The sequence below is a fragment of the Rhodococcus sp. KB6 genome, assembly GCF_001445685.1.
Taxonomy (GTDB): Bacteria; Actinomycetota; Actinomycetes; order Mycobacteriales; family Mycobacteriaceae; genus Rhodococcus_F; species Rhodococcus_F qingshengii.
This window is the reverse complement of record NZ_LNAK01000120.1, coordinates 132,910-155,802: the sequence shown is the minus strand read 5'-3', so window position 1 is coordinate 155,802 and position 22,893 is coordinate 132,910. Positions and strand designations below refer to the sequence as shown.

General features: G+C 61.5%; 23 protein-coding genes. 14 read left to right on the top strand and 9 right to left on the bottom strand.

Annotation, left to right across the window (positions count from 1 at the left end; all coding sequences use genetic code 11):
• Positions 1-14: 14 nt before the first annotated feature.
• The gene (locus tag ASU23_RS17150; protein WP_007730788.1) at positions 15-677 is read left to right on the top strand and encodes a TetR/AcrR family transcriptional regulator; all 663 of its coding nucleotides are present in this window, start codon (positions 15-17) and stop codon (positions 675-677) included.
• Between the two features lie 6 nt (positions 678-683).
• Here the strand turns inward: ASU23_RS17150 and ASU23_RS17145 are convergent, their stop codons facing one another.
• The gene (locus tag ASU23_RS17145; RefSeq protein ID WP_058038329.1) at positions 684-1,904 is read right to left on the bottom strand and encodes an SfnB family sulfur acquisition oxidoreductase; all 1,221 of its coding nucleotides are present in this window, start codon (positions 1,902-1,904) and stop codon (positions 684-686) included.
• 98 nt (positions 1,905-2,002) lie between these two features.
• On the opposite strand from ASU23_RS17145, the gene sfnG reads away from it, so the two are divergent.
• Positions 2,003-3,127 carry a dimethylsulfone monooxygenase SfnG gene (sfnG, locus tag ASU23_RS17140; protein WP_007730790.1) on the top strand — a complete coding sequence of 375 codons (1,125 nt, stop codon included), beginning with the start codon at positions 2,003-2,005 and terminating at the stop codon, positions 3,125-3,127.
• Positions 3,128-3,139: 12 nt separating this feature from the next.
• Here the strand turns inward: sfnG and ASU23_RS17135 are convergent, their stop codons facing one another.
• A complete protein-coding gene (locus tag ASU23_RS17135; protein WP_058038470.1) occupies positions 3,140-4,666 on the bottom strand; it encodes an aldehyde dehydrogenase family protein in 1,527 nt (508 codons plus the stop codon).
• Positions 4,667-4,793: 127 nt separating this feature from the next.
• On the opposite strand from ASU23_RS17135, the gene ASU23_RS17130 reads away from it, so the two are divergent.
• On the top strand, positions 4,794-5,936 hold the full coding sequence (locus tag ASU23_RS17130) for an acyl-CoA dehydrogenase family protein (protein WP_007730792.1): 1,143 nt from the start codon (positions 4,794-4,796) through the stop codon (positions 5,934-5,936).
• A gap of 9 nt (positions 5,937-5,945) precedes the next feature.
• Positions 5,946-6,638: a GntR family transcriptional regulator gene (locus ASU23_RS17125; protein ID WP_054781111.1), complete on the top strand. Its 693-nt coding sequence runs from the start codon at positions 5,946-5,948 to the stop codon at positions 6,636-6,638.
• Positions 6,639-6,648: 10 nt separating this feature from the next.
• On the opposite strand, the gene ASU23_RS17120 is transcribed toward ASU23_RS17125, so the two are convergent.
• Positions 6,649-7,269: a TetR/AcrR family transcriptional regulator gene (locus ASU23_RS17120; protein ID WP_052416921.1), complete on the bottom strand. Its 621-nt coding sequence runs from the start codon at positions 7,267-7,269 to the stop codon at positions 6,649-6,651.
• A gap of 116 nt (positions 7,270-7,385) precedes the next feature.
• On the opposite strand from ASU23_RS17120, the gene ASU23_RS17115 reads away from it, so the two are divergent.
• From ASU23_RS17115 to ASU23_RS17105, 3 genes are all read left to right on the top strand, one after another.
• A complete protein-coding gene (locus ASU23_RS17115; RefSeq protein WP_058038328.1) occupies positions 7,386-8,255 on the top strand; it encodes an oxygenase MpaB family protein in 870 nt (289 codons plus the stop codon).
• A 104-nt stretch (positions 8,256-8,359) separates the two neighbouring features.
• A complete protein-coding gene (locus ASU23_RS17110) occupies positions 8,360-9,499 on the top strand; it encodes an EstA family serine hydrolase (protein WP_042921573.1) in 1,140 nt (379 codons plus the stop codon).
• Between the two features lie 147 nt (positions 9,500-9,646).
• A complete protein-coding gene (locus tag ASU23_RS17105) occupies positions 9,647-10,741 on the top strand; it encodes a GGDEF domain-containing protein (protein ID WP_058038327.1) in 1,095 nt (364 codons plus the stop codon).
• A gap of 9 nt (positions 10,742-10,750) precedes the next feature.
• Here ASU23_RS17105 and ASU23_RS17100 read toward each other — a convergent pair whose 3' ends face one another.
• On the bottom strand, positions 10,751-10,963 hold the full coding sequence (locus ASU23_RS17100; RefSeq protein ID WP_058038326.1) for a DNA-binding protein: 213 nt from the start codon (positions 10,961-10,963) through the stop codon (positions 10,751-10,753).
• 32 nt (positions 10,964-10,995) lie between these two features.
• Positions 10,996-12,426 carry an MFS transporter gene (locus ASU23_RS17095; protein WP_054187507.1) on the bottom strand — a complete coding sequence of 477 codons (1,431 nt, stop codon included), beginning with the start codon at positions 12,424-12,426 and terminating at the stop codon, positions 10,996-10,998.
• Positions 12,427-12,489: 63 nt separating this feature from the next.
• Between ASU23_RS17095 and soxR the strand changes: the two genes are divergently transcribed.
• The gene (gene soxR, locus ASU23_RS17090; RefSeq protein WP_003943238.1) at positions 12,490-12,930 is read left to right on the top strand and encodes a redox-sensitive transcriptional activator SoxR; all 441 of its coding nucleotides are present in this window, start codon (positions 12,490-12,492) and stop codon (positions 12,928-12,930) included.
• A gap of 12 nt (positions 12,931-12,942) precedes the next feature.
• Here soxR and ASU23_RS17085 read toward each other — a convergent pair whose 3' ends face one another.
• The 3 genes from ASU23_RS17085 to ASU23_RS17075 all read right to left on the bottom strand — a co-directional run bounded on the left by ASU23_RS17085 (position 12,943) and on the right by ASU23_RS17075 (position 15,132).
• Positions 12,943-13,749, bottom strand: a complete 807-nt coding sequence (locus ASU23_RS17085; RefSeq protein ID WP_058038325.1) for an ABC transporter ATP-binding protein — start codon at positions 13,747-13,749, stop codon at positions 12,943-12,945.
• A 15-nt stretch (positions 13,750-13,764) separates the two neighbouring features.
• Positions 13,765-14,469, bottom strand: coding sequence for a FadR/GntR family transcriptional regulator (locus tag ASU23_RS17080; protein WP_003943086.1), 705 nt, complete (start codon positions 14,467-14,469; stop codon positions 13,765-13,767).
• A 102-nt stretch (positions 14,470-14,571) separates the two neighbouring features.
• Complete coding sequence (locus ASU23_RS17075; protein WP_003943195.1) at positions 14,572-15,132, bottom strand: QsdR family transcriptional regulator; 561 nt, start codon at positions 15,130-15,132, stop codon at positions 14,572-14,574.
• A 157-nt stretch (positions 15,133-15,289) separates the two neighbouring features.
• Here ASU23_RS17075 and ASU23_RS17070 point away from each other — a divergent pair, with 157 nt between their 5' ends.
• From ASU23_RS17070 to ASU23_RS17045, 6 genes are all read left to right on the top strand, one after another.
• Complete coding sequence (locus ASU23_RS17070; protein WP_030536044.1) at positions 15,290-16,261, top strand: phosphotriesterase; 972 nt, start codon at positions 15,290-15,292, stop codon at positions 16,259-16,261.
• Positions 16,262-16,264: 3 nt separating this feature from the next.
• Positions 16,265-17,920 carry an AMP-binding protein gene (locus tag ASU23_RS17065; protein ID WP_058038324.1) on the top strand — a complete coding sequence of 552 codons (1,656 nt, stop codon included), beginning with the start codon at positions 16,265-16,267 and terminating at the stop codon, positions 17,918-17,920.
• A gap of 250 nt (positions 17,921-18,170) precedes the next feature.
• On the top strand, positions 18,171-19,562 hold the full coding sequence (locus tag ASU23_RS17060) for an MFS transporter (RefSeq protein ID WP_058038323.1): 1,392 nt from the start codon (positions 18,171-18,173) through the stop codon (positions 19,560-19,562).
• Positions 19,563-19,630: 68 nt separating this feature from the next.
• Entirely contained in the window at positions 19,631-20,305 is a 675-nt protein-coding gene (locus ASU23_RS17055) for a TetR/AcrR family transcriptional regulator (protein WP_007730817.1), read from the top strand.
• Positions 20,306-20,343: 38 nt separating this feature from the next.
• On the top strand, positions 20,344-20,976 hold the full coding sequence (locus ASU23_RS17050; RefSeq protein ID WP_042446307.1) for an HAD family phosphatase: 633 nt from the start codon (positions 20,344-20,346) through the stop codon (positions 20,974-20,976).
• Between the two features lie 55 nt (positions 20,977-21,031).
• Positions 21,032-21,319: a putative quinol monooxygenase gene (locus tag ASU23_RS17045; protein ID WP_007730819.1), complete on the top strand. Its 288-nt coding sequence runs from the start codon at positions 21,032-21,034 to the stop codon at positions 21,317-21,319.
• 52 nt (positions 21,320-21,371) lie between these two features.
• Here the strand turns inward: ASU23_RS17045 and ASU23_RS17040 are convergent, their stop codons facing one another.
• Positions 21,372-22,874, bottom strand: a complete 1,503-nt coding sequence (locus tag ASU23_RS17040) for a class I adenylate-forming enzyme family protein (protein ID WP_007730820.1) — start codon at positions 22,872-22,874, stop codon at positions 21,372-21,374.
• Positions 22,875-22,893: the final 19 nt, after the last annotated feature.

Sequence of the window (22,893 nt, the reverse complement as noted above, 5' to 3'; positions counted from 1 at the left end):
CGCACAATCGACGGATGGCCGAAAAGATGGAACCGAGATCACCGCGGCTCGGACGTCCCCCGACGATCACGTCGGAGCAGATAGTCGACGAGGCGAAACGGCAGCTTCAGACCGGCGGCGCCGACGCGTTGAGCATGCGCGCGTTGGCGAAGTCGCTCGGCACCACGCCGATGGCGCTGTACCGGCACGTGGGCGACAAGGAACAGCTGATCAGCGCGGTGCTCGATGTGTACTCACAAGATCTCGGCGCGCTGGTCCTGCCGCAGGATCAGGTCGAACGGCTTCGCACGATCTTCACCGCGATCTTCGAAAAGCTGGCGTCGGAGCGCTGGATCATCGAGTTGCTTCAGCGCGGTGGCCGTGGTGGGAGCGGCGCTGTGGTCTTGGTCGATCGGGCGATGGCCGCGTGTGTCGAACTCGGTATGTCACCTCGTCGCGCACTGTTGATCTATCGAGCGCTGTGGAACTACACACTCGGCGCATTGCTCAACATCTACGACACCACTACGCGACCGGAAGGCAGCGTGTCACCTCTCGCGGTCAAGATCCGAGAAATCGGGCCCGAGAAACTGCCGGTGCTCAGTGAGGTGCTCGAGGACTGGCCGGGAGGGACGACGACTGAGAGCTACTTGGAAGGACTGGAAGTCTTGATCAGCGGATATATGAACTCCGACTGAGTGTGTTCACAGCAGTCCGTGCCGCGGTGGGATTGTCCCGGACAGTGTCCACCGGCCGATGTGCTGGACCTTCCACCTCGTCGGATCGTGCAGGGTGTGCGTGCGCGCGTCACGCCAGAACCGCGAGAGGTTCGCCGATTCGCCCGCGCTTCTGGTGCCACCGATCTCGAACAAAGTGCTCGTGGCCGCCAATGACGCCCTGGCGCCGACCACTTTGGCAGTTGCAGCGTCGATGGATGCTCGGGCCGTGGAGTCCTCGGTGGGATCACGACGCGCCACGTCGATCGATCGCGCTGCTTCCGCCAAGAGGGATCTGGCAGCGCGAACCTCGATTGCCGCTTCGCCGGCGAGTTGAACGAGCAGTGGATCCTCCACCGCTGTATCGACTTTCGCTTCGAAGAAGGGACGCGCCTTTGCCGCGAGTTTCACGGATTCACGCAGTGCAGCCGACGCGATGCCGGTGTCGATCGCGGCGTGCAGGATCTGGGCCTGTGCTCCGTAGGTGGTCGGGTGAGTGAAGAGCGACGTGAAGGGCACGACATTGAACCGCGGCACCGAAACGGATTCCAGGGTCACGGTTCCGCTTGCAGTTGTCTTCTGTCCCATGCCGTCCCAGTCGTCGACGATCGACAGTCCGGGAGTATTCCGGGGTAGGTAGACCGCGGATTTCACCTGTGCGCCGGTCTCGGTGAATTGATCCGCATTGGCGGCACGCACCACGATCCAATCTGCGAAAAGCGCTCCGGTGCAATAGAATTTTCGACCTTCGAGCACAAAGTCTTCCCCGTCGGGGGTGAGAGTGGTGCCGTCGATGTCGATGGTCTTGTTGCCGCGCTCGCTCTGGGCGTTGGCGAACTGCTTGCCCGACAATGCTTCGGCGTAGAAGAACTGCTTCTGCTCGTTAGACCCCTGGTACCGGAGCGCTTCCAGGAAAGTGAAGTGGCTGTGCGGAATCTGCGCGATGCTGGGATCGCCCTCGGCGAGTAGGCGGAAGACCTCGGCCAACGTCTCGGTGCTTGCGTCGATGCCACCGAACTCCTTCGGCACCGAGAGTCCGAGCAAGCCGGACCGCGCCAGGGTGCGAACCTCGTCGTGGGGAAGGAGGCGCTGCGCATCGCGGACTCCGGCACCTGCCGCGAACTCGTCGGACAGCTGTGACGCCACCGAGAGCGCCTCGTCCTCGCTGGTGATGCGGTGCGCGATCTCCTGAATGTCCACAGCAGTCATGCTGCCACCGTTTCACAGTCGCAGCACCCACCCAACACTTACAACCTGTGTGATCGCTACCCTGGAAACCACTGGGAACTGCATGTTTGCTGGGTTTCATGTCTACTGAACGTATCGCCGACGAGATCAAGTTCGCCTACTGGGTGCCCAATGTCAGTGGTGGTCTGGTCACCTCCGACATCGAGCAGCGGACCAGCTGGGACTACGAGTACAACAAGAAGCTGGCACAGACCGCCGAGAACAACGGCTTCGAGTACGCCCTGAGCCAGGTACGTTACGAGGCGAGCTACGGGGCCGAATTCCAGCACGAATCCACGAGCTTCAGCCTTGCGCTACTCCTGGCCACCGAGAAGCTCAAGGTGATCGCCGCGGTGCATCCGGGACTCTGGCAGCCGGCCGTGTTGGCGAAACTGGGCGCTACCGCCGATCACTTGTCGAACGGTCGATTTGCCGTCAACGTCGTCAGTGGTTGGTTCAAGGACGAGTTCACACATCTAGGCGAGCCGTGGCTCGAGCACGACGAGCGTTATCGGCGTAGCGCCGAGTTCCTTCAGGTTCTTCGGAAGATCTGGACGGAGGACGACGTCGATTTCCGCGGCGACTTCTACCGCATCCACGACTTCACGTTGAAGCCGAAGCCTCTCAACACTCCGGAGCGCCCCAATCCCGAACTGTTCCAAGGTGGTAACTCGGCGGCAGCCCGTGAGAACGCAGGCCGGTATTCGGATTGGTACTTCAGTAACGGCAAGGACTACGACGGCGTCACCGAACAGTTGGTCGACGTTCGCCGTGTTGCTCGTGAGAACGATCGGGAGGTCAAGTTCGGGCTCAACGGATTCATCATCGCCCGCGACACCGAGGCGGAAGCAAAGGACACACTGCGCGAGATCATCGCCAAGGCCAACCGCCCTGCGGTCGAGGGATTCAAGAATGCAGTCCAACAGGCCGGCGCATCGACCGCGTCCAAGGACGGGATGTGGGCGGATTCGACGTTCGAGGACTTGGTTCAGTACAACGACGGTTTCCGCTCACAACTGATCGGCACGCCGGAACAAATCGCGCATCGGATCGTCGAATATCGCCGTCGCGGTGTCGATCTGATTCTCGGCGGATTCCTGCATTTCCAGGAGGAGATCGAATACTTCGGGGCCAAGGTGCTTCCGCTGGTTCGTGAACTCGAAGCAGCCGACAGCGACGAGCAGGTGCTCGTCACCGCCGGCTGATCGCCTGATCTCTCAGGACTTCGCGTGGCGTTTTGCCAGCATCCAACGTGAGATCTTCATGTCCCTGGCTTTTCGCTCGATGGTCAGCAGGTCCAGTGGAGCGCTGAACTTCTGAACGGCCAGTGATTTCACACTGCTGAACTCACGCAGCCCATCGGCTCCGTGGATACGGCCGAATCCGGAATCGCCGACCCCGCCGAACGGCAGGGCGGCGATTCCAGCGAAACCGAGAACCGAATTGACCGTGACGACACCGCATTCGAGCTTTTCGGCAATTGCTCGGCCCTTCGACGAACTCTTGGTGAACACCGAGGCGCCCAAGCCGTACTTCGACGCATTGGCGCGTTCGATCCCCTCGTTCATGTCGGCGACCTTGTTCACCACGACGCTCGGGCCGAACGTCTCCTCGGTGATCGCCGTGGAATCCTCCGGAACATCCGTCAGGATGATCGGATCGATGAACGGACCGTTGAACGAATCAAGTCCGCCGAGTACAGCTTTCGCGCCGCGACTGAGAGCGTCTTCGATCTGGCCCCGGACTATCGCAGTCTGCTTTCCCAGCGTCATCGGCCCGTAGGTCGAGCTGTCGGTGGCGCCGGCGTGGGCGTCCCGAAGCGCGGCGGTGAGCTTGGACAAGAAGGCGTCGTACACGGGCGCTGCGACGTAGATTCGTTCGACGCCGGCACAGGTTTGTCCGCCGTTGCCCACTGCCCCGAATGCCGCGAAGCTCACGGCCGCATCGAGGTTGGCATCGGAGTCCACCAGCATGGCGTCCTTGCCACCGCATTCGGCGACCAGGGGAGTGAGGGTGTCCGCGCAGGCGGCCATTACGCGCTTTGCGGTAGCGGTCGAACCGGTGAATGCGATCTTGTCGACGCCGGACGAACACAGAAGTGCTCCGGTTTTGCCGTCGCCGGTAATGGTCTGCAGGACAGGGTGTCCGGGTGCCGCGATGTCCCACAGCCGGGCCAATTCGACGCCGACGCCTGGTGAGAGTTCGCTCGGTTTGAACACGACGGCGTTACCGGCGGCCAGTGCGTAGCCGATCGACCCCATCGGTGTGTACAGCGGATAGTTCCAGGGGCCGATCACGCCGACGACGCCCATCGGCCGGTAGCCGACGGATGCAGACTGGTTGGCGCTGATCAGTCCTGCACCGACGCGTCTGCGGCGCAACACTTTCTGTGCGTTTCGTGCCGCCCAGTCGAGATGTTCGACGGCCAGCATGACTTCGAGTAGTGCGTCGTCGCTGGGTTTTCCGGTCTCGGCGGAAATGATCGCCGCCATCGATTCGGCGTGAGTGGCGATCGCGGCGCGGAAATTGCCGAGCACCTTCCGGCGGCCTTGGAATCCGAGTTGATCCCACCACTTCGACGCCGTGCGTGCTGCGGCGACCGCTTTCTCGATCTCCTGCTGGTCTGCAATGGGGTGCTGCGCGACCACGGAATCATTGCGAGGGTCGAGGCTCGCGAAAGTGTGATCGTCCGATCTCGGATCTGTCGACGTGGACGTGCTCTGGCGGCCGAGCTGTTCTGTCATGTTCTTCAGATCCTCCACATGTCGGTGCATCACATATATGTGATGTGATTTACTGTGCTGGTAGTCACAGTATGCGTCGGACCGAGCTCCGACAAGCCTCCAGCCTCATCTCACTCGGGAGTTTTCGATGTACATGGATTTCACGCAGGAGCAGTCTGATTTCGCCAAGTCGGTAGCGTCGTTCTGCAAGAAGGAAAGTGGTACCCGTGAGCAGCGAGACCTGCTGACCGATCATGGCGCCCATAACCACAACCAGGCGTTCTACGAGAAGATGGCGGAATTGGGATGGCTCGGGCTGACTGTCCCGGAGGAATACGGCGGATCCGCCGGAAGCACGGTCGACCTGTGCATCTTCCTGGAGGAAGCCGCCAAGGGTATGGCGCCGATCGGTGGACTGGGCCCGACCGTCATCACCGGGGCTGCATACGAGAAGTTCGGCAGTCCGGCCCAGAAGGAGGCAGTGCTCGGCGGGATCGTCCGTGGCGCGTCTCAGTCGATCTCGATGTCCGAACCCGAAGCGGGCTCCGACGTGGGAAATCTGAGTTGCCGCGCCGAGAAGGTCGACGGTGGGTGGCTGATCAACGGCCAGAAGACGTGGTGCTCCAACGCGCACTTCGCCGAGAACATCCTTCTGGTGGCTCGCACATCCCGAGGTGAAGGCAAGCATGAGGGCCTGACGATGTTCCATGTCCCGGCCGACATCTCCGGATTGAAGATCAGTGGAATCGACACCATGGGCGGCAAGGAGGTCAACGATCTCTACTTCACCGACACATTCCTGCCCGAGGACGCGGTGGTTGGGGAAGTCGGCAACGGCTGGCGTCAACTCATGGCCGGACTCAACATCGAACGCCTCATCCTCGCGGCGATGATGCTCGGGACCGCGCAGCGCGCTTTCGACGACACCCTCGAATTCGTCACCACGCGTAAGCAGTTCGGCCGTCCGGTCGGATCGTTTCAGGCGCTTCGCCATCGGATCGCGGATCTCGCCACGGAGATCGAATGCGGCCGTCTGCTGGTCTACAGCGTGGCCAGGATGGTCGACGCCAACCCGACCAAGATGTTCCCGCGGGAAGCGTCGATGGCCAAGCTCAAGCTGACCGAGACCGCCAAGAAGGTCGCGCTCGAGGGGATGCAGATGATGGGTGGGTACGGTTACGCGACTGAGTTCGACATGGAGCACCATGTGCGAAAGACTCTTGTGTCCTCCATTTATGGTGGTACCAACGAGATTCAGCGAGACATCATCGGCAAAACGTACGGACTGTGAGGATCGGTTGTGGCAACGTCTGCACGCACTCGGAGAGCGACATCTGAGCTGAGGAGACGGCCACAGTTGTCGGAGGACGTGGCCAACCACGTTCGCAACCTGATCATGTCCGGCTCGGTCCGTCCGGGCGAGTTCGTCAGGCTGGACGAAACGGCGGCCGACCTCGGGGTCAGCGTCACGCCGGTGCGAGAAGCCCTCGTCGCATTACGCGGCGAGGGGATGGTCGAGTTGGTTCCGCATCGCGGCTATCTCGTCTCGCCCCTCAGTCGCCAGGACATCGAAGACATCTTCTGGTTGCAGGGGCAGATCGCGGTCAAGCTGGCGTTGCGGGCGATGGACAGCATCACCGCTGATCAACTCGCGGAACTCGCGGAACTCAATGCCGATTTGCGAGCGGCGGTCGACGCTTCGGATGCAGCTGCGATCGAGCAGTGCGAATTCGAGTTCCATCGCCTGATCAATCGCGCTGCGGGTGGTGCGAAGTTGGCATGGTTCCTGTTCGGCGCGATTCGGTACACCCCTGCTCGTCTCTACGCGACGGATCCAGGCTGGGGTGAGCTTGCGGTATCGAGCCACGATGCTTTGATCGCGGCGTTCGAGAAGCACGATCGAGAACAGGTGGACGCGCAGATGAGTCTGCAGTTCTCCGACGGCGCTGCTCGACTTCTCGCTCACCTCGACAACATCGGGATCTGGGACTGAATGCAGGAGCTCAAGACGGCGGCAGGGCGGGTGCGAGCAGGATCGCCGCACATTCGGCGACCAGTTCTTCTTCCGTCACGTCGATGTACCCGTCGAGCCATGCACTGAGGGTCTGCGCCAGGCCGCCGACCAGGAACGTGGCCGTCAGGGTCAGATGACCGCTGTCGTTCAATCGGTAGAAGGTCTTCGCGTTGGCGGCCAGGAGACCGATGAATATCGTCGTCGACGCTTGGCGTTTCTCGGCCAGGACAGGGCTCGTCAGGGCGCTGGAGAACAGTAGACGTCCGCGACGGGGATCGTTCGCGATAGTGCGGACGATGTTCGCGATTCCAGCGAGCGCCTTGCCGCGTTCGGTCTCGGCGGCGTCCACTGCAGCCTGGGTTGAAACGGCGATGTCCGTGATGACGGTGTCGTAGACGGCCGACATCAGAGCATCACGATCGGTGAAGCTCTCGTAGAAGTACCGCGCCGCGACACCGGCCTTCTTGCACACTCCGCGGACCGTCAGTTCGGGCTCGGCGGAGCCCATGAGTTCCAGACCGGCCTCGATCAGCGCCTCCCGTCGTTGGGCTATGCGGAGCGCGCCGTCGACGCCACCGTACGAACGCGGTTGGTCATTCATGAAGACCATCTTTGCATCCCGAGATTGCTTGACATCTCGGCATTTCGGCGTTTCACTCATCTGAGAACATGCGTTCGCAGATATCGACTCGAAGGGGTTCTGCCATGACGGTGAGTAGGGATTCGATGGACGGGCGCGAGGAAGCGGTGGCAGGCGGCATCGGAGCGGTCGGCGTCCGGGCGGTCGACATCGACGCCGAGGTTGAAAAGGCGATGTCCGGGCTCGGACTGTTGGCCGCCGGCGCCAACGTCATCATGCAGTTGGCGCGCCCGGCGGTGGGGTACGGCGTGTATGAGAGCAAGGTCGAGACGGGTCGGTTGGATCGGCATCCGGTGAAGCGAACCCGGACGACGCTGACGTATCTCGCCGTCGCAAGCCTGGCGACGGACGAAGAAAAGAAGCTGTACCGACGCGCAGTCAACGGCTCTCACAAGCACGTTCGCTCCGATGAGAACAGCGCGGTCGAATACAACGCGTTCGATCCCGAACTGCAGTTGTGGGTAGCCGCCTGCCTGTACCGAGGCTTCGAGGACGTCTACAAAATCTTGTACGGGGATCTCGATCCGGTAACCGGGGATGCGTTCTATCAGCGCAGCGCCACGTTCGGTACAACCCTTCAGATGCGACGCGACATGTGGCCGGCGGACCGGGATGCGTTCGAGGTCTACTGGAACGAGAACCTCGACAAGGTGGCGATCGACGAGACGATTCGTGAGCATCTCTACGGGATCGCGTCGGCGACCTTCACGCCGAAGTTGTTGCATCCCGTGGTCGGTCCGCTCAACCGATTTGTCACCACAGGGTTCCTGCCCCAAGCCTTTCGTGACGAAATGCGGCTCCCGTGGTCAGCGCGTCAGCAGCGTAACTTCGACCGATCCATGCGCGTCGCCGCGCTGGTCAATCGGTTCAGCCCGAAGATTCTGCGGATGTTTCCCTACAACTTCTATCTCTGGGATCTGCGTCGGCGCATCGCCAAGGGAATCCCGTTGGTCTGAGCCGACTCTGGCACTTGAAGTGATTGACACCACAGGTGAATCGGACACATACTCAACGTAGTTGAAGTTGACGTCAAGTTTCATCATTCCTGTGGAGGCTGTCAGTGGCGAACATCGAAGGCGTATGTGACCAGCGATTCTCTGGCTTGAAGGAGGCGCTGGCACGCAATCTCGATTCCGGCGAGGACGTCGGGGCAGCGATCGCACTGACGATCGACGGCGAATCCGTCGTCGACATGTGGGGCGGTTGGGTCGACGTCGAGCACACTGCTCCTTGGTCTCGCGACACCGTTACCAATGTCTGGTCCTGCAGCAAGACCGTGACCGCACTGGCCGCGCTCATGCTCGTCGACCGCGGGTTGCTTGATCTCGACGCCCCGGTCGCGCAGTACTGGCCGGAATTCGCAGCAGCGGGCAAGGACCGAATTCAGGTCCGGCAACTGTTGTCGCACACCTCGGGTGTGTCGGGGTGGGATCAACCGTTCACCCTCGAGAACATTTGCGACGACGAATATGCCACCGCCCGGTTGGCGACGCAGGCTCCGTGGTGGGAACCGGGTACGGCATCCGGATACCACGCCCTCAACTATGGCCATCTGATCGGCGAGGTCGTCAGGCGCATCGACGGACGAACCCTCGGTAGCTTCATCGACGAGGAAATCGCCGGCCCGCTCGATGCTGATTTCCGCCTGGGCTTGCCGAAGTCGGAATACGGGCGAGTCTCGAATGTGATTGCGCCACCGCCTTTGCCGATCGACATCGCGGCACTCGGGATGGACAACATCATGGTGAAGACATTCACCGCGCCGCCGGCTGACGCTACAGGTTCGTGGACCGACGGGTGGCGCGCCGCCGAGATCGGTGCGGCCAACGGTCATTCGAATGCGAGGGCACTCGCAAGGATCCAATCGGTGATCGCGTGCGGTGGCAAGGTCGGTGACGTTCGCTTGCTGTCGGAGGAAACGATCGACAAGATCTTCGAGGAGCAGTCGTACGGGGTCGACCTCGTCCTCGGCGTGCCGGTCCGCTTCGGCGTCGGATTCGGATTGCCGACGCCCGAGTCCGTCCCGTTCATTCCGGAGGGGCGAATCTGCTTCTGGGGAGGTTGGGGTGGCTCGCAGATCATCATCGACACCGAGAAGCGCATGACGTTCTCGTACGTGATGAACAAGATGGGGCCGGGTCTGCTCGGTTCCGAGAGATCGGCGCAGTACGTATCGGCGGCCTACGACGCTTTGAGTTGATCGACCGATTCAAATCCGGCAGAACGGTTTTTGTCTGTCGCCGCTGACTATGCTGCCGGATATGCCAGTGTGTTCCGGGGGGAAATCAGCGAGTCCGTTTCGTCGAAGTACGCCCAAAAGTTGCGGAGCTGCATCGGCTGATCGGCGATGAACGGTTTGGTCGACGTCGTCATGCGCTGGTGGCAGTTGCCGGACCAGTTCCACAGTTTCAGCAGGTACCTCGAGGACCGCGGGTTCTTGACTTCCTGCCGGGCACTGGTCGGCGGAACAGCATTCTGGATGGGGCTGGTGTTGCTGTCGGCGCGATTCAGTGACGTCGGTCCGCAAGGTACGTTCGGGCGAGCGGTCAATCTGGCGGTCATCGCGCTGTGCCTCGGCGCGGCCCTGATCTGGTGGCTGTTTCCGCCTACGCCGCTGTGGTCGTACACCTTTGTCGTGGGTTCCGACGTCGCGATTGCGGCGGCGGCCGCAACCGACTCGGAACCGCTGGGACGACTCATCGCGTGCGTCGTTTTCGCGTCGATCGGCGGCTACATCGCGTTCTTCCACAATCCGAAACTCCAAGTCGGTCACTTGGTCTTCGCCTCGACCGTCACGGTGCTTTCGGGGTGGACTTTGTTGTTCGGGCCAGCAGCGGACGTCGGCTTGGGACTGGCGAAGATCTCGGTTGTGCTGGCTACGATCATCGTGATTCCTGTTGTGTCACAGATTGTTCTGGCGGTCCTGGGTTCGGATGCCACTACCTCCGACATCGACCCGTTGACCGGACTGCTCAACCGTCGCGGATTGGCGCGTCGGGTGAACGACTTGATGGGCGCTCCGGTCACCGAAGCGGATGCACTGCTCGTAGTGGTGATCGACCTCGATCGCTTCAAGACGATCAACGACGTTCACGGCCATGACGTAGGAGACAGCACGATCATGCGAACTGCACTGCGCATCCGTTTGTGGACAACCCAGTCCGCCTTGACTGCTCGTATGGGCGGTGACGAGTTCGTCGTGGTCGAACGGGTACCGGTCAGCGTGATCTCCAGGCTGGAAGGACAGATCCGCTCCGCGATGGACGGAGCGAACGATGACCCTCCGACGAGCGCGAGCATCGGAATGGCGGTCCGCACCGCGCCCCGGAATCCGGGTGAGTCAGTCGACGCTGCTTTTGCCGAACTCTTCCGCGTCGCGGACTCGGTGATGTACGAAGCGAAGCGCGAAGGTGGCAACCAGGTGCGGGCGAGCCTGGTCTGATGTGAGAGCTCAGTCGGCGAAGCTCAGACCACGTTCGGAGAGTGCTTCGCGCAGAATCCTCAAGGCCTTCGGTCCCATCCCGTGCAAAGCGCCGAGTTCCTTCTCGGACACGGACGTCAGCTGCGCGAGATGGGTGTAACCCGCTGCGATCAGCGCGCGCTGTGCGGGAGCTCCCGTCTTCGGGAAGTCGGTTTCCACTGTGCCCGGATCCGGTTCTGTCACTGGCCAACTCCTCCGTGTGGGTTTCTCACAGTTTAGCGAGCGTCGTGAACGATTTCGGGGCTGCCGATTTTGTCGGGCGTTCGCGGAAGTGCGCGAGCTGCCACGGCAATGCCGATGATCGAGACAGCGGCGAAGGTGAAGAGAAGCAATTGCGCAGAACGAAGCGTCGACGGTTCGCCGATGTTGACCAGCACTCCGGCCAGGGCTGCACCGAAGGCATTGGCGATCAGCTGAACGGTGTTGATGGCAGCCGAGGCACGCGCACCTTCTCCGGGATCGGTGACCGAGGTCATCGCCCCGACTGCAAGATGAGGCCAGGCGATGCCGATTCCGACGCCGGCGAACAGCAGTCCGATCACCCACGCGACCATCGCACCGGCGCCGGCGTGTTCGGTGAGAAATGCTGCCATGATGCCCAACCCGATCGCGACGAGGATCGGACCGCTGACAACGATTCGTCGCACGATACGAGGGGTCGTGGCCGAGGCGCTCGGGATTTCGCCGAGAGTCCAGCCGAGAGCGAGTGCGGCCCCGAGGAATCCGGCCGCGAGAGGCGCCAGGCCGGCAAGTCGTTGCCCGAAGAGTGGAATGAACGTCTCGACGGTCGACGCGACGGCGAGGACGACGATGGTCAGGTACACCCATTTGAGAGATGACGAGTTGAACGTCGACGGCGGTAGTACGCCGTGGCGCGAGCGACGGTCAGCGGCGACAAAAGCGATCAGTAGCAGCACAGCGGCGAGAACCATTGCGGCGGTCACGGCGAGGTTGGACAGAATTCCGGCAACGCTGACCAGCAAAGCTGCCGCAGTCAGCAATGCCAGCGAGAGGACCGGCACCGGGCTACTGGTGGTGCTGCCCGGTTCATGTGCCGGTAGCGCGCTGGGGACGAGAGCGGCGACTGCGATCGTCGCGATGACCAGGACGCCGAAAGCCCATCGCCAGGCTCCGAACTGAGCAAAGACACCGCCGATTGCAGGGCCGGCGAAGGTGCCGACTCCCCACATCGCCGAAACCAGCGCGGCCCCGCGAGTCCACAGATGTCTGGGGAGCGCGGCATTGATGACGGCGTAACCGAGACCGGCCAGCAGGCCACCGCCCGAACCCTGGATCGTGCGGCCGACCAACAGCAATTCCATCGTCGGGCTGACCGCACAGACAACGGTGCCGAGCGCGAAGATCGCGAGGCCGATCAGGTAGGCCCCGCGCGGTCCCCTGGCGGCGAGGACGTTGGTGACCAACATCGAAGAGATGACGGAAGCAATGAGGAAGACCGTCGCGGTCCAGGCGTAGTACTGCTGACCGCCGATGTCGTCGATGGCAGTCGGAAGCAGGCTGGTCGTCAGGTAGACGTTGGTCGCGTAGAGCGCAACGCCGCCTGCGAGGACGGTAGCGGTGCCGAGGTATCGACCGCTCAGGAGTTGCCGCCAGGTTCCGGCGGGAGCATCGGTGGGGGAGTGCATGTTGTCGAAGGTAGAATCTCGAGTGCGCTTCAGGTCAATGTCGCGCAGCCATTGGGAGGCAGAATGATCCGTAAGAGTGACGAACTTCTCTCGATCGGCGAGGTATCGGAGCGCACTGGCGTCGCCGTGTCGGCTGTGCGCTACTACGAAACACTCGGTCTGGTTCCTGCGGAGCGGACGGCAGGAAATATGAGGAAGTTCCCGCGGCATTCGATCCGGCGGGTGTCGCTGATCCAGTTGGCAGTCAGATTCGGGATACCCCTGGCCGAAGTTGCCGAAGTATTCGGATCGTTGCCGCAGGGGCGAACTCCGACGAAGAAAGACTGGCGCAAGATTTCCACGGAGTGGAATCAGCGCCTCGAGGATCGCAAGCAGGCCATCAACCGGATGCAGGACGAACTGACGGGCTGTATCGGCTGCGGGTGTCTGTCACTGAAAACATGCAACCTGCTCAACCCTGGAGACGAACTGGGCCGGGAGGGACCCGGCGCCAGACGTCTCTGAAACTACTGTCGGTCACACTCTTTCGCGTGGCCGCGACTGAGCATTCCACCGACCACCACGACGCTCGATCTCGATGGGATGCGAGAAGCACTCGCTGATGTTCTGGGTGGTGATCACATCCTCGGCGAGGCCGCTGGCGGTCACGACGCCGTCCTTGATCAGAAGAGCATGTGTGGTGGTGCTGGGGATCTCCTCGATGTGGTGCGTCACGAGGATGCTGGCAAGTGACGGGTTCTGATTGCGGAGGTCGTCCAGTGCCGACAAGAGTTGTTCGCGTGCAGCAAGATCGAGCCCGGTCGCCGGTTCGTCGAGCAGAAGCAGGCGCGGTTCGACCATGAGTGCGCGGGCGATCAGGGTTCGTCCCCGTTCGCCTTGGGACAAGTTGGGCCACAGCGCGTCTGAACGCGGACTCATTCCGAGTAGATCGATCAGTGCGTCGGCATGAGCCTCTTGCTCCGGCGTCGGTGACCAGCGCGGCATCACCTCGGTGGTGTTGGTGAGGCCGGTGATCACGACGTTGCGGACGGTGATCGGAATTCCGATCGTGTGACGAGGGTTCACGTGCCCGATGTCCATCCGCAGTTCCCTCATGTCGACGCGGCCCAACTTGTGGCCGAGGACGTAAACGGAACCGCGAGTCGGGTGGGCGGTTGCTCCGAGCAGGCTCAGAAGCGTGCTCTTGCCCGCGCCGTTCGCGCCGAGGAGGACCCAGTGTTGTCCGGGTTCGATCGAAATGTTGATGTCTTTCAACAAGTATCGGCCGTCGCGGACGAGATCCACGTGTTCGGTCGACAGAACTGTGCCGGTGGGGTGTTGCACGAGAACTAACCTCTCTTAGGCGTCGAGCACACGCAGTCGTCGTAGGACGGTGTCGATGTTTGCTCGAGTTGCCGCTACCGCGGCTTCTGGGTCGGCGTCTTGAAGGGCCTCGACCAACTGATCATGGGCATGTGAGGTGTCGGGGACGCCGGCCTCGTGGGCCATCATCTCGACGAGGGATTCACGAAGGAGTGGACGCACCGACGTGAAAAGCGAGAGCAGAACTGCGTTTCCGGACAGCCGAACGACTTCGGTGTGGAAGTCGAGGTCGACGTCGACGAACTTCTCGACATCACCCTCGAAATGACTGTGTCGCATGGTCAGCCGACGCCGCAGGCCGTCGAGGTCCTCGGGTTGTACCCGCTCCGCGGCCAGTCTGGCGGCCTCGATCTCGAGTGCGCGACGGACTTCGAAGACCTCGAGGATCCTCGAGCGTCGAAGAAGTTTGGTGAATTCGTCGACGTGCTCGAGTTCGGACGCGGCAGCCACGAAGGTTCCGACGCCGTGTCGGACTTCGAGTAGTCCGTCGCGAGCGAGGAGGCGGATTGCCTCGCGAATCGAGGAACGCCCGACGCCGAGTTCGACGGCGAGGGCCGCCTCGCTCGGTATGCGCTCGGACGGCGCCCACGTTCCATGCATGATTCGCCCGCGCAGCAACTGTTCGAGTTGCGGTACCAGCGGACCACTGCGAAGTGTGAATCCTGTGTGGTCGTCGGACACGGCTTGCCTCTCGGGTGGGTACCGAAAGAGTAACAACTCATCAGACGTCTGAGGACTCGGGTGGCCGGTGTGTCGCCGTAGTGTTCACGCGGTCGAAGCGTGTCAGTTGCGGGTGACGCCGAGGAGCAGTGCGATCAGGTCGAGAGCCGTCTCGATCTCGGCCTTTTCTCGGCCGAGCAGGGGGGCGTAGAGGTGTACGTCGCAGATGCGGACGAGGGCTTCGCCCAGCACTTGCGGCGAGAGCGTGATCGTCAGTTGGCCGGCGTCGACCTGGGACTGCAAGATTTCGGCGGTGATGGAGGCGGAGATCGATTCGATGGAGCCGGGCATCATCGCGAGTTTGATGAACACCATCGGTTCGCGTTTGGTCAGCGCGCGCAGTTCTGTCGACGATTCCACCGATCGCATAACGCGGCCGAAGACGTCGAGAATGTACTCCGGACCTTGCCCCGACGCCTGTGACATCGCCTTTCGGTATGTCCGTTCGGTGGCCTCGGCCAGCACTGTTCCGAGCAGTTCGTCGCGGTTGCCGACCCAGCGGTACAGCGTCGCGCGGCCTACGCCGAGACGTTCGGCGAGCAGTGACATGTCGAGTGGTTCCTCCGCGAGGTACATGCTCGCGGCGGTGTCGATCGCGCGTCGGCGTTCGAGGTCGGTAGGCATCGGGACATTCTCTCCGGTTGTCCGGTACTGCACAATTTCGGCCGTTGAAAAATGGTGAGCCTCGGGGGATCGAGCCTATTGACGAACCTGGCCACGTGAGACACACTAGCTCATTGTCTCATGTTAGTGATGGCGATCACAGTCAGGGGTTCGATCGATGAGTTCAGTACAAACCGTTCGTGGGCCGGTGGATACAGCCGATCTGGGAAAGGTGTTGATGCACGAGCATGTCTTCGTTCTGGGTGAGGAGTTGCGCCAGAACTACCCCGACTACCCCGAACCCTGGGACGAGGAAGTGCGGGTAGCGGACGCAGTAGCAAAGCTGACCGAGGTGAAGTCCCGCGGAATCAGCACGATCGTCGATCCCACAGTGATCGGCCTCGGCCGGTACATTCCGCGAATCGTCCGGATCAACGAGCAGGTCGATCTCAACATCATCGTTGCTACCGGCATCTACACCTACAACGACATTCCCTTCCAATTCCATTACACCGGACCGGGATTGCTGTTCGACGGCCCCGAGCCGATGGTCGAACTGTTCGTCAAGGACATCAGGGAAGGAATCGCCGGAACCGGTGTCCGAGCCTCCTTCCTGAAGTGCGCTATCGAGGAGCCGGGCCTTACCCCCGGCGTCGAGCGGGTCATGCGCGCGGTCGGACAGTCGCAGGTGGAAACGGGAGTGCCGATCACCGTGCACACCAATCCGCACACTGAATCCGGGCTGGTCGCGCAGAAGGTTCTGGCCGAAGAGGGTGCGGATCTGACCAAGGTGGTCATCGGTCACTCCGGCGACACCACCGATCTCGACTATCTGTGTGCGCTGGCCGATGCCGGTTCGCTACTGGGGATGGACCGTTTCGGTCTCGAACCGTTCCTGTCGTTCGAGGATCGTGTCAACACGGTGGTGGAGATGGCCCGTCGCGGTTACGCGGAGAAGATGGTTCTGGCACATGACGCGTCGTGTTTCATCGACTACTTCCCCAGTGCTGCAAGAGAAGCGGCACTTCCGAACTGGAACTACACCCACATCAGTGATGATGTCATTCCGGCGCTGCTCGAACGTGGTGTCACCGAAGACCAGGTCAAGGCGATGCTGGTGGACAACCCACGTCGGTACTTCGAGAGCTGAGATATGACCAACGTGTACGAGAGCAAGCCCTGGCTCGCCAATTACGACGCCGACACTCCGCCGAACGTAGACATCGAGCACGTCGACGCCCTCGCGATGTTCCGTGCTTCGCTGGAGCGCGATCGCACTGCCCCGATCATCAGGTACTTCGACAGGACCGTCAGCTTTGCCGAGCTCGACGAGATGTCGGATGCGCTTGCCGTAGCCCTCGCCAAGGATGGAATCGGGTTCGCAGACAGAGTTTCCTTTGTCCTGCAGAATGTTCCGCAGTTCGTGATCGCGACAGTCGCGGTCTGGAAGCTCGGTGCCGTCGTCGTTCCGGTCAATCCGATGTACCGCGACCGTGAGCTGTCCACCGTACTGGCCGACAGCGGAGCGGCGGCAGTCATCTGTCTCGAGTCCTCGGCCGAGACCGTGGCGACTGCGTCCGAGGGCACCGCAGTGAGACGGGTGATCACCACGTCGGAACTGGATTTTCAGTCGCGCGACGATGAACGGATCTTCGGTTCGGCGTCCAGGATTCGGCACGATGGATTTCCGGATCTACTGGAATTGATCGAGGCTCATCGAGGGCAGAAGCCCGAGAAGGTCGATCTGTCCCCGGAAGACCTTGCCTACCTTCCCTATACGTCAGGGACAACCGGCCCGCCGAAGGGGTCGATGAACACGCACTCAAATGTCGTGTTCGCAGCGCAGATCTATCGGGACTGGCTGGGGTTGCGCCCCGGCGGCGCGATGTTCGCGGTGGCGCCACTGTTCCATATCACCGGGTTGATCGGGCACGTCGCGGCTCCACTCCTAGCCGGCGCGCCCACGATTCTGACCTGCCGATTCCATCCCATCGTTGCAGCGGAGTCAATTTCGGAGCATCGGGCTACCGCGATCATCGGAGCGATCACGGTATTCATCGCGTGGACGGACAGCGCCGCAGTCTCGAAGGAATCTTTGAGCTCTCTCGAGTCGGTGTATTCAGGTGGCGCGCCTATCCCGCACGCGGCGTTGGAAGCGTTCCGGGCGAAGTTCGGTCACTACATTCACAACGGCTACGGGCTGACCGAGACGAACAGCCCGGCAATCGTGGTGCCGAATTCGCGTGAAGCGCCGGTAGATCCGGCGTCGGGGGCCGTTGCTGTCGGCGTACCGGTATCGAATACGTACGCCGAGGTGGTGGACGAGAACGACAAGCCGGTACAGGTCGGGGAGTACGGCGAGATCGTGGTCTCCGGTCCCCAGGTTGCACTCGGATACTGGAACAAGTCGGACGAGACCGCACATGCCATGCCGGACGGGCGTTTTCACACCGGCGACATCGGATTCATGGACGGCGACGGTTGGTTTTACATCGTCGACCGGATGAAGGATCAGATAAATGCGTCGGGCTTCAAAGTGTGGCCACGCGAAGTGGAAGATGTTCTCTACGAACACCCCGCCGTACGAGAGGCTGCTGTCGTCGGTGTCATGGATCCGTATCGCGGCGAAACCGTGAAGGCCTTCGTGTCCTTCAAGGACGGTGCCGAGGCGACCACCGAGGATCTGGTCGAGTTCTGCAAGGAAAGGCTTGCAGCATACAAGTATCCACGCATCGTCGAGGTCATGAATGACCTCCCGAAAACAGTGAGCGGCAAGATTCTTCGTCGTGAACTGCGGGTACCGAACTAGATCTGCCTGACAAACGAATTGCCGGCCGCCGACAAGGTGAGCCGGCCATTCGTCGTGGTGGCTGACGAGCATCGGTAGGGGGTTTAGTCCCCTATGCGGCAATGCATTTCAGTGATTGACATCACTCTTTTTGTATCGCAGACTGATCGCAACGCCACAGAGTTGAAGTTGGTGTCAGTTTCTACTTCTGGCCCGGTTCCGCTTCTCAACTCCCGGCGCGACGAGCGTCCGACCCATCGAGGAGTAACCCATGACGAGATCGGCAGTGGATTCGAACACGCAGGCAGGGGGCCTGTCCGATCAGGAACGGAAGAAGAAGAAAGCGCACCGCAAACTTCTAGGCGCGGGACTGCTCGGCAGTTCCATCGAGTGGTACGACTTCTTCTTGTACGGAACGGCTGCGGCACTGGTCTTTCCGCATGTGTTCTTCCCCGATTCATCCGCACTGATGGGCACATTGCTCTCGTTCAGTACGTTCTGGGCCGGCTTCGTTGCCCGCCCCATCGGCGGTTTGGTCGCCGGACACTTCGGCGACAAGTATGGGCGTAAGCCCGCTGTCGTCACCTGCCTGTTGCTGATGGCCGTCGCGACGTTCCTGATCGGCGCGATCCCGAGTGCGTCGGCAATCGGCGTCGTCGCTCCGATTCTTCTGGTGACACTGCGATTCATCCAAGGTCTCGCCTGCGGTGGCCAGTGGGGCGGAATCGTCCTTCTCCTCACCGAATCCGCGAGTCCCAAGAAGCGCGGATTCTCAGGCACTTTCGGTCAGATGGGTGTCTCGTTCGGTGTAGTGCTGGGCAACCTGGTCTTCCTCGTCGCGACCGCGACCATTTCCAATGATGCATTCCTGAGCTGGGGTTGGCGAGTTCCGTTCTTCGCCAGCGCGCTGCTCTTCCCTGTGGTTCTGTACATCCAGACGAAGGTCGAGGACACGCCGGAATTCCTCGAGTTGCAGGAAGACGCCAAGAAGAACCAAAAGGACGTCGTCGTTCAGGCTCCACTGGCGCAGGCGCTCAAGGATCACTGGCGCAAGATTCTGCTCGGTTGCGGACTTCTGGCCGCCACCAATGCACTGTTCTACATCAGCATCGCCGGCGTGCTCAGCTACGGCACAACCGAACTGGGGTTGAAGCGGAACTCACTGCTCATCATCTCGCTCCTGAGCGCGTTGCTGACAGTCGGCGTGGTGCTGTGGTCCGGGAAGATGTCCGACAAGATCGGTCGTCGTCCGATGATCCTGATCGGCGCCGCGGCGATCGTGGTCTGGGCATTCCCGTACTTCTGGTTGATCAACACCAAGTCCCTGCCGCTGTTCTTCATCGCGGTGACAGTCGGCAGCGTGTTCCAGTCGATGACCTACGGGCCGATCGCTGCGTACATGGGTGAGCTGTTCGCGCCCAACGTGCGTTACTCGGCAGCATCGTTGGCGTACCAGCTGGCGGCGATCACGGTCAGCGGTGGTACTCCGTTCATCATGACGGCACTCATCGCGAAGACCGGGACCACTACATGGGTTGCCGTGTTCGTAGCCCTCATGGGTCTGGTGACCTTCTTCAGTGCCTGGGTGCTGAAAGAGACCAACCCGAAGGAAGTTCGGGATGATCCGAACGCAATTCCGGGCGCGCACCTGTACGCCAAGTAACTCTTTCGGTTTCGAGCAGACGCCCGCTATCGGTCACCGGTAGCGGGCGTCTGACGTATAACTGGAGCATGGCTGCAGCACGCACAGGCTCCGAAGATGCTTCGTCGACAGTGTCACGGGAACTCCCCTCCACTCAGCGTGGTTTGCGTACGCGGCGAGCGTTGATCGATGCGGCCCGCACCGTTTTCGAACGGTCCGGCTATCTGGACTCGCGGCTGATCGACATCACTGTGGAGGCGCAGTGCTCGGCCGGTACCTTCTACACCTACTTCGCGAGCAAAGAAGAGATCTTCGCGGCAGTGATGGAGTTGGCACGCGAAGACATGATGCATCCGGGTATGCCGCACACTCCGAAAGGCGCGGATCCTGCTGAGGTCATCGCGGCGAGTAACCGCGCGTACCTCGAGGCGTACCGACGGAACGCGAAGCTGATGGGACTGCTCGAGCAGGTAGCAAGCATCGATCCGGAGTTCAGGGTTCTCCGCCTCGAGCGTGCTGACGCGTTTGTTCGACGCAACGCGCGCAGTATCGAGAAGCTGCAGAAGGCCGGACTGGCGGACGCGAATCTGGATCCGCTACTGACGTCTCGGGCACTCTCCGGGATGATCAGTCGACTTGCGTTCGGGTACTTCGTATCCCGCGGCGGCGAGGACGGCGCCGCCGGAGTGACCTTCGACGGTCTGCTCGATACCGTCAACCGGTTGTGGATCAACACTTTGCAATTCTCGCTACGCCGAAATTGATGTTGACGCCGGGTTCATGTTTGGTGTCTGATGGAGCAATGACACCCACGCGTACGGCAGTGCTCGTCGATTTCGGTGGAGTTCTCACCTCCAGTGTGCTGCGGGCCTTCGAAGATTTCGGGGCCTCGCTTGGCGGCGACCCACGACTTCCGTTGACCCTGCTCTCCCGCGACGACGTCTCGAAAAAACTGCTCTCCGATCACGAATCCGGAAAGATCGACCAGGAGGCCTTCGAAGCAGGATTCGGGGAACGGCTACGAGCGCACGGCGCCGTCGTGGACAGCGAAGGATTGGTCGACCGTATGCAGGCCGGGCTTGTCCGAGACGAAGAGATGGTGCGACTGATTGCGGACGTCCGAGCGGCGGGTCACCCTGTTGCGCTCGTGTCCAATGCTTTCGGGCGTGATTGCTACGCGGGTTTTGTGCTCGAGGACCTCGCCGACGAAGTGGTGATCTCCTCGGAAGTCGGGATTCGTAAGCCCTCTCGTCAGATCTACACCATCGCGTGTGAGCGGCTGGGTGTAGCGCCCGAAGGCGCCGTGATGATCGACGACCTGCAACAGAACCTCGACGGCGCGGCACGATTGGGGATCGCCGGCATTCTCCACACCGATGCGGAAAGCACTCGCAGTCAGTTGGAATCGACGTTCGGACTACTGCCCATGCAGTGAAACTGTAGGTTCTCGGTAACACTCGAATACTGCTGGAACACTTTTGGAGGAATGAATGATTGCTGTCATCGCGGATATCACTGTCAAAGACGGAAGCGGCGAACAGTTCGAAGCCGTAGTCGCCGAACTTGCCGAGAAGGTGCGCACGGAAGAGCCCGGAACGGTTCTGTATCAACTGATCCGCTCGAAGACGGATACGAATTCGTACAAGTTCATGGAGCTGTATCAAGACAGTGCTGCGATCAAGGCCCATGGATCGTCCGAGCATTTCCAGGCCGCGGGAAAGGCGATGGCGCCCTTCCTCGCAGGCGCCCCGCAGATCGAGTACTTCGACGCACTCTGAGCGCATGGACAGGTGAACCCCGGCGAAATCTCGCCGGGGTTCACCTGTGTTTTCAGTTCTGCTTCTGGGCGAGGAGTTCGGTGCGGTCGATCGATCGCTTGAGGATCTTTCCCGTCGAACCCTTCGGGAGCGCGTCGATGAACTGGACCACCCGCGGAATCTTGTAGGCGGACAGACGTTCCCGAGCCCACGAGGTGACGTCATCTGCTTCGAGGTCGGAGCCTGGGCGCACGGCCACCACCGCCGCAACCTCCTCGCCGTAGTAGTCGTCGGGTATACCGATCACCGCGGCCTCGATGATGTCGGGGTGCTGGTAGAGCACCTCTTCGACCTCGCCTGGATAGACGTTGTATCCACCGCGGATGATGAGGTCCTTGACGCGGTCGACGATGCGAAGGTCACCGTCGGCGTCGGTCTCGCCGAGGTCTCCGGTGCGGAACCATCCGTCGTCGGACAGGACGGCGGCCGTGTCGGCCGGGCGCTTCCAGTAGCCCTTCATGACCGTCGGTCCTTTGATGAATACCTCGCCCACTGTGCCTGCCTGGCAGACATTTCCGTCGTGATCACGGACCTCGACCTCGGTGCGCGGTACGGCGCGGCCGGTGTATCCGATCTTTGCGACGCGGTCGATGCTGTTGAAAGTTCCGAATGCGCTCGTCTCGGTCAGGCCGTAGCCCTCGAGGATTGTGCAGTTGAACCGTGCTTCGAAGGCGCGAGCGACTTCACCGGGAAGTGATGCGCCACCGGAGATTGCGATCCGCAGTTGTTCGAAGTCGGAGCTGTCCACGTCGGCTGCGGCGTGCAGCATGGCATTCCACATGGTGGGGACGCCCGCCATGATGGTGAGCTTGTCCCGACGCACCAGGTCGAGCATGGCGGCCGGGTCGAACCGGGCGAGCAGGGACAGTGATCCGCCGCCGGTGAAGGTTGCCATCATGACCGAACCCTGGCCGAAGATGTGAAAGAGCGGCAGTCCGGTACCGGTGCGGTCCGAGGGATTTCCGCGGCTGCTCTCGGCGCCGATCTCACCGGCAGACAACAGATTCCCGACTGTCAGCTGAGCGCCCTTCGGACGTCCGGTGGTACCGGAGGTGTAGAGAATCGCCGTGGTGTCCGCTGTGTCGCGGTCGACCACCGTTGCCGGTGGATGGTCGGCCTTCGCCGATTCTTCGGTGAGCGTCCACACCGGGACGCCGCGCGCACTCCCTGCATCCTGAACTGCGGGACCGAGCTGGTGCCAGGCGATCGCCAGCGAAATCTCGGCGTCGTCCAGTACGTACTCGACTTCGGGTTGCGCCGACATCGTGTTGATGGGCACCACGACACAACCTGCAGCCTGAATCCCCATGTACGCCACGATGAATTCAGGCACCGACGGCGCCGCGAGCAGAACCCGGTCGCCGATGCTCAACCCTTCGTCGCGAATGCGGCCGGCAAACGCCAGAGACGCGTCGTGGAGCTGTCGGTATGTCCAATGATTATCCGTGCCGCGAATTGCAATATTTTCCGGAGTGGCTTCCGCGTGACGGGTCACCGGGTCGAGAACGCTAACCATGGTTCTGCCTTTCGGGAGG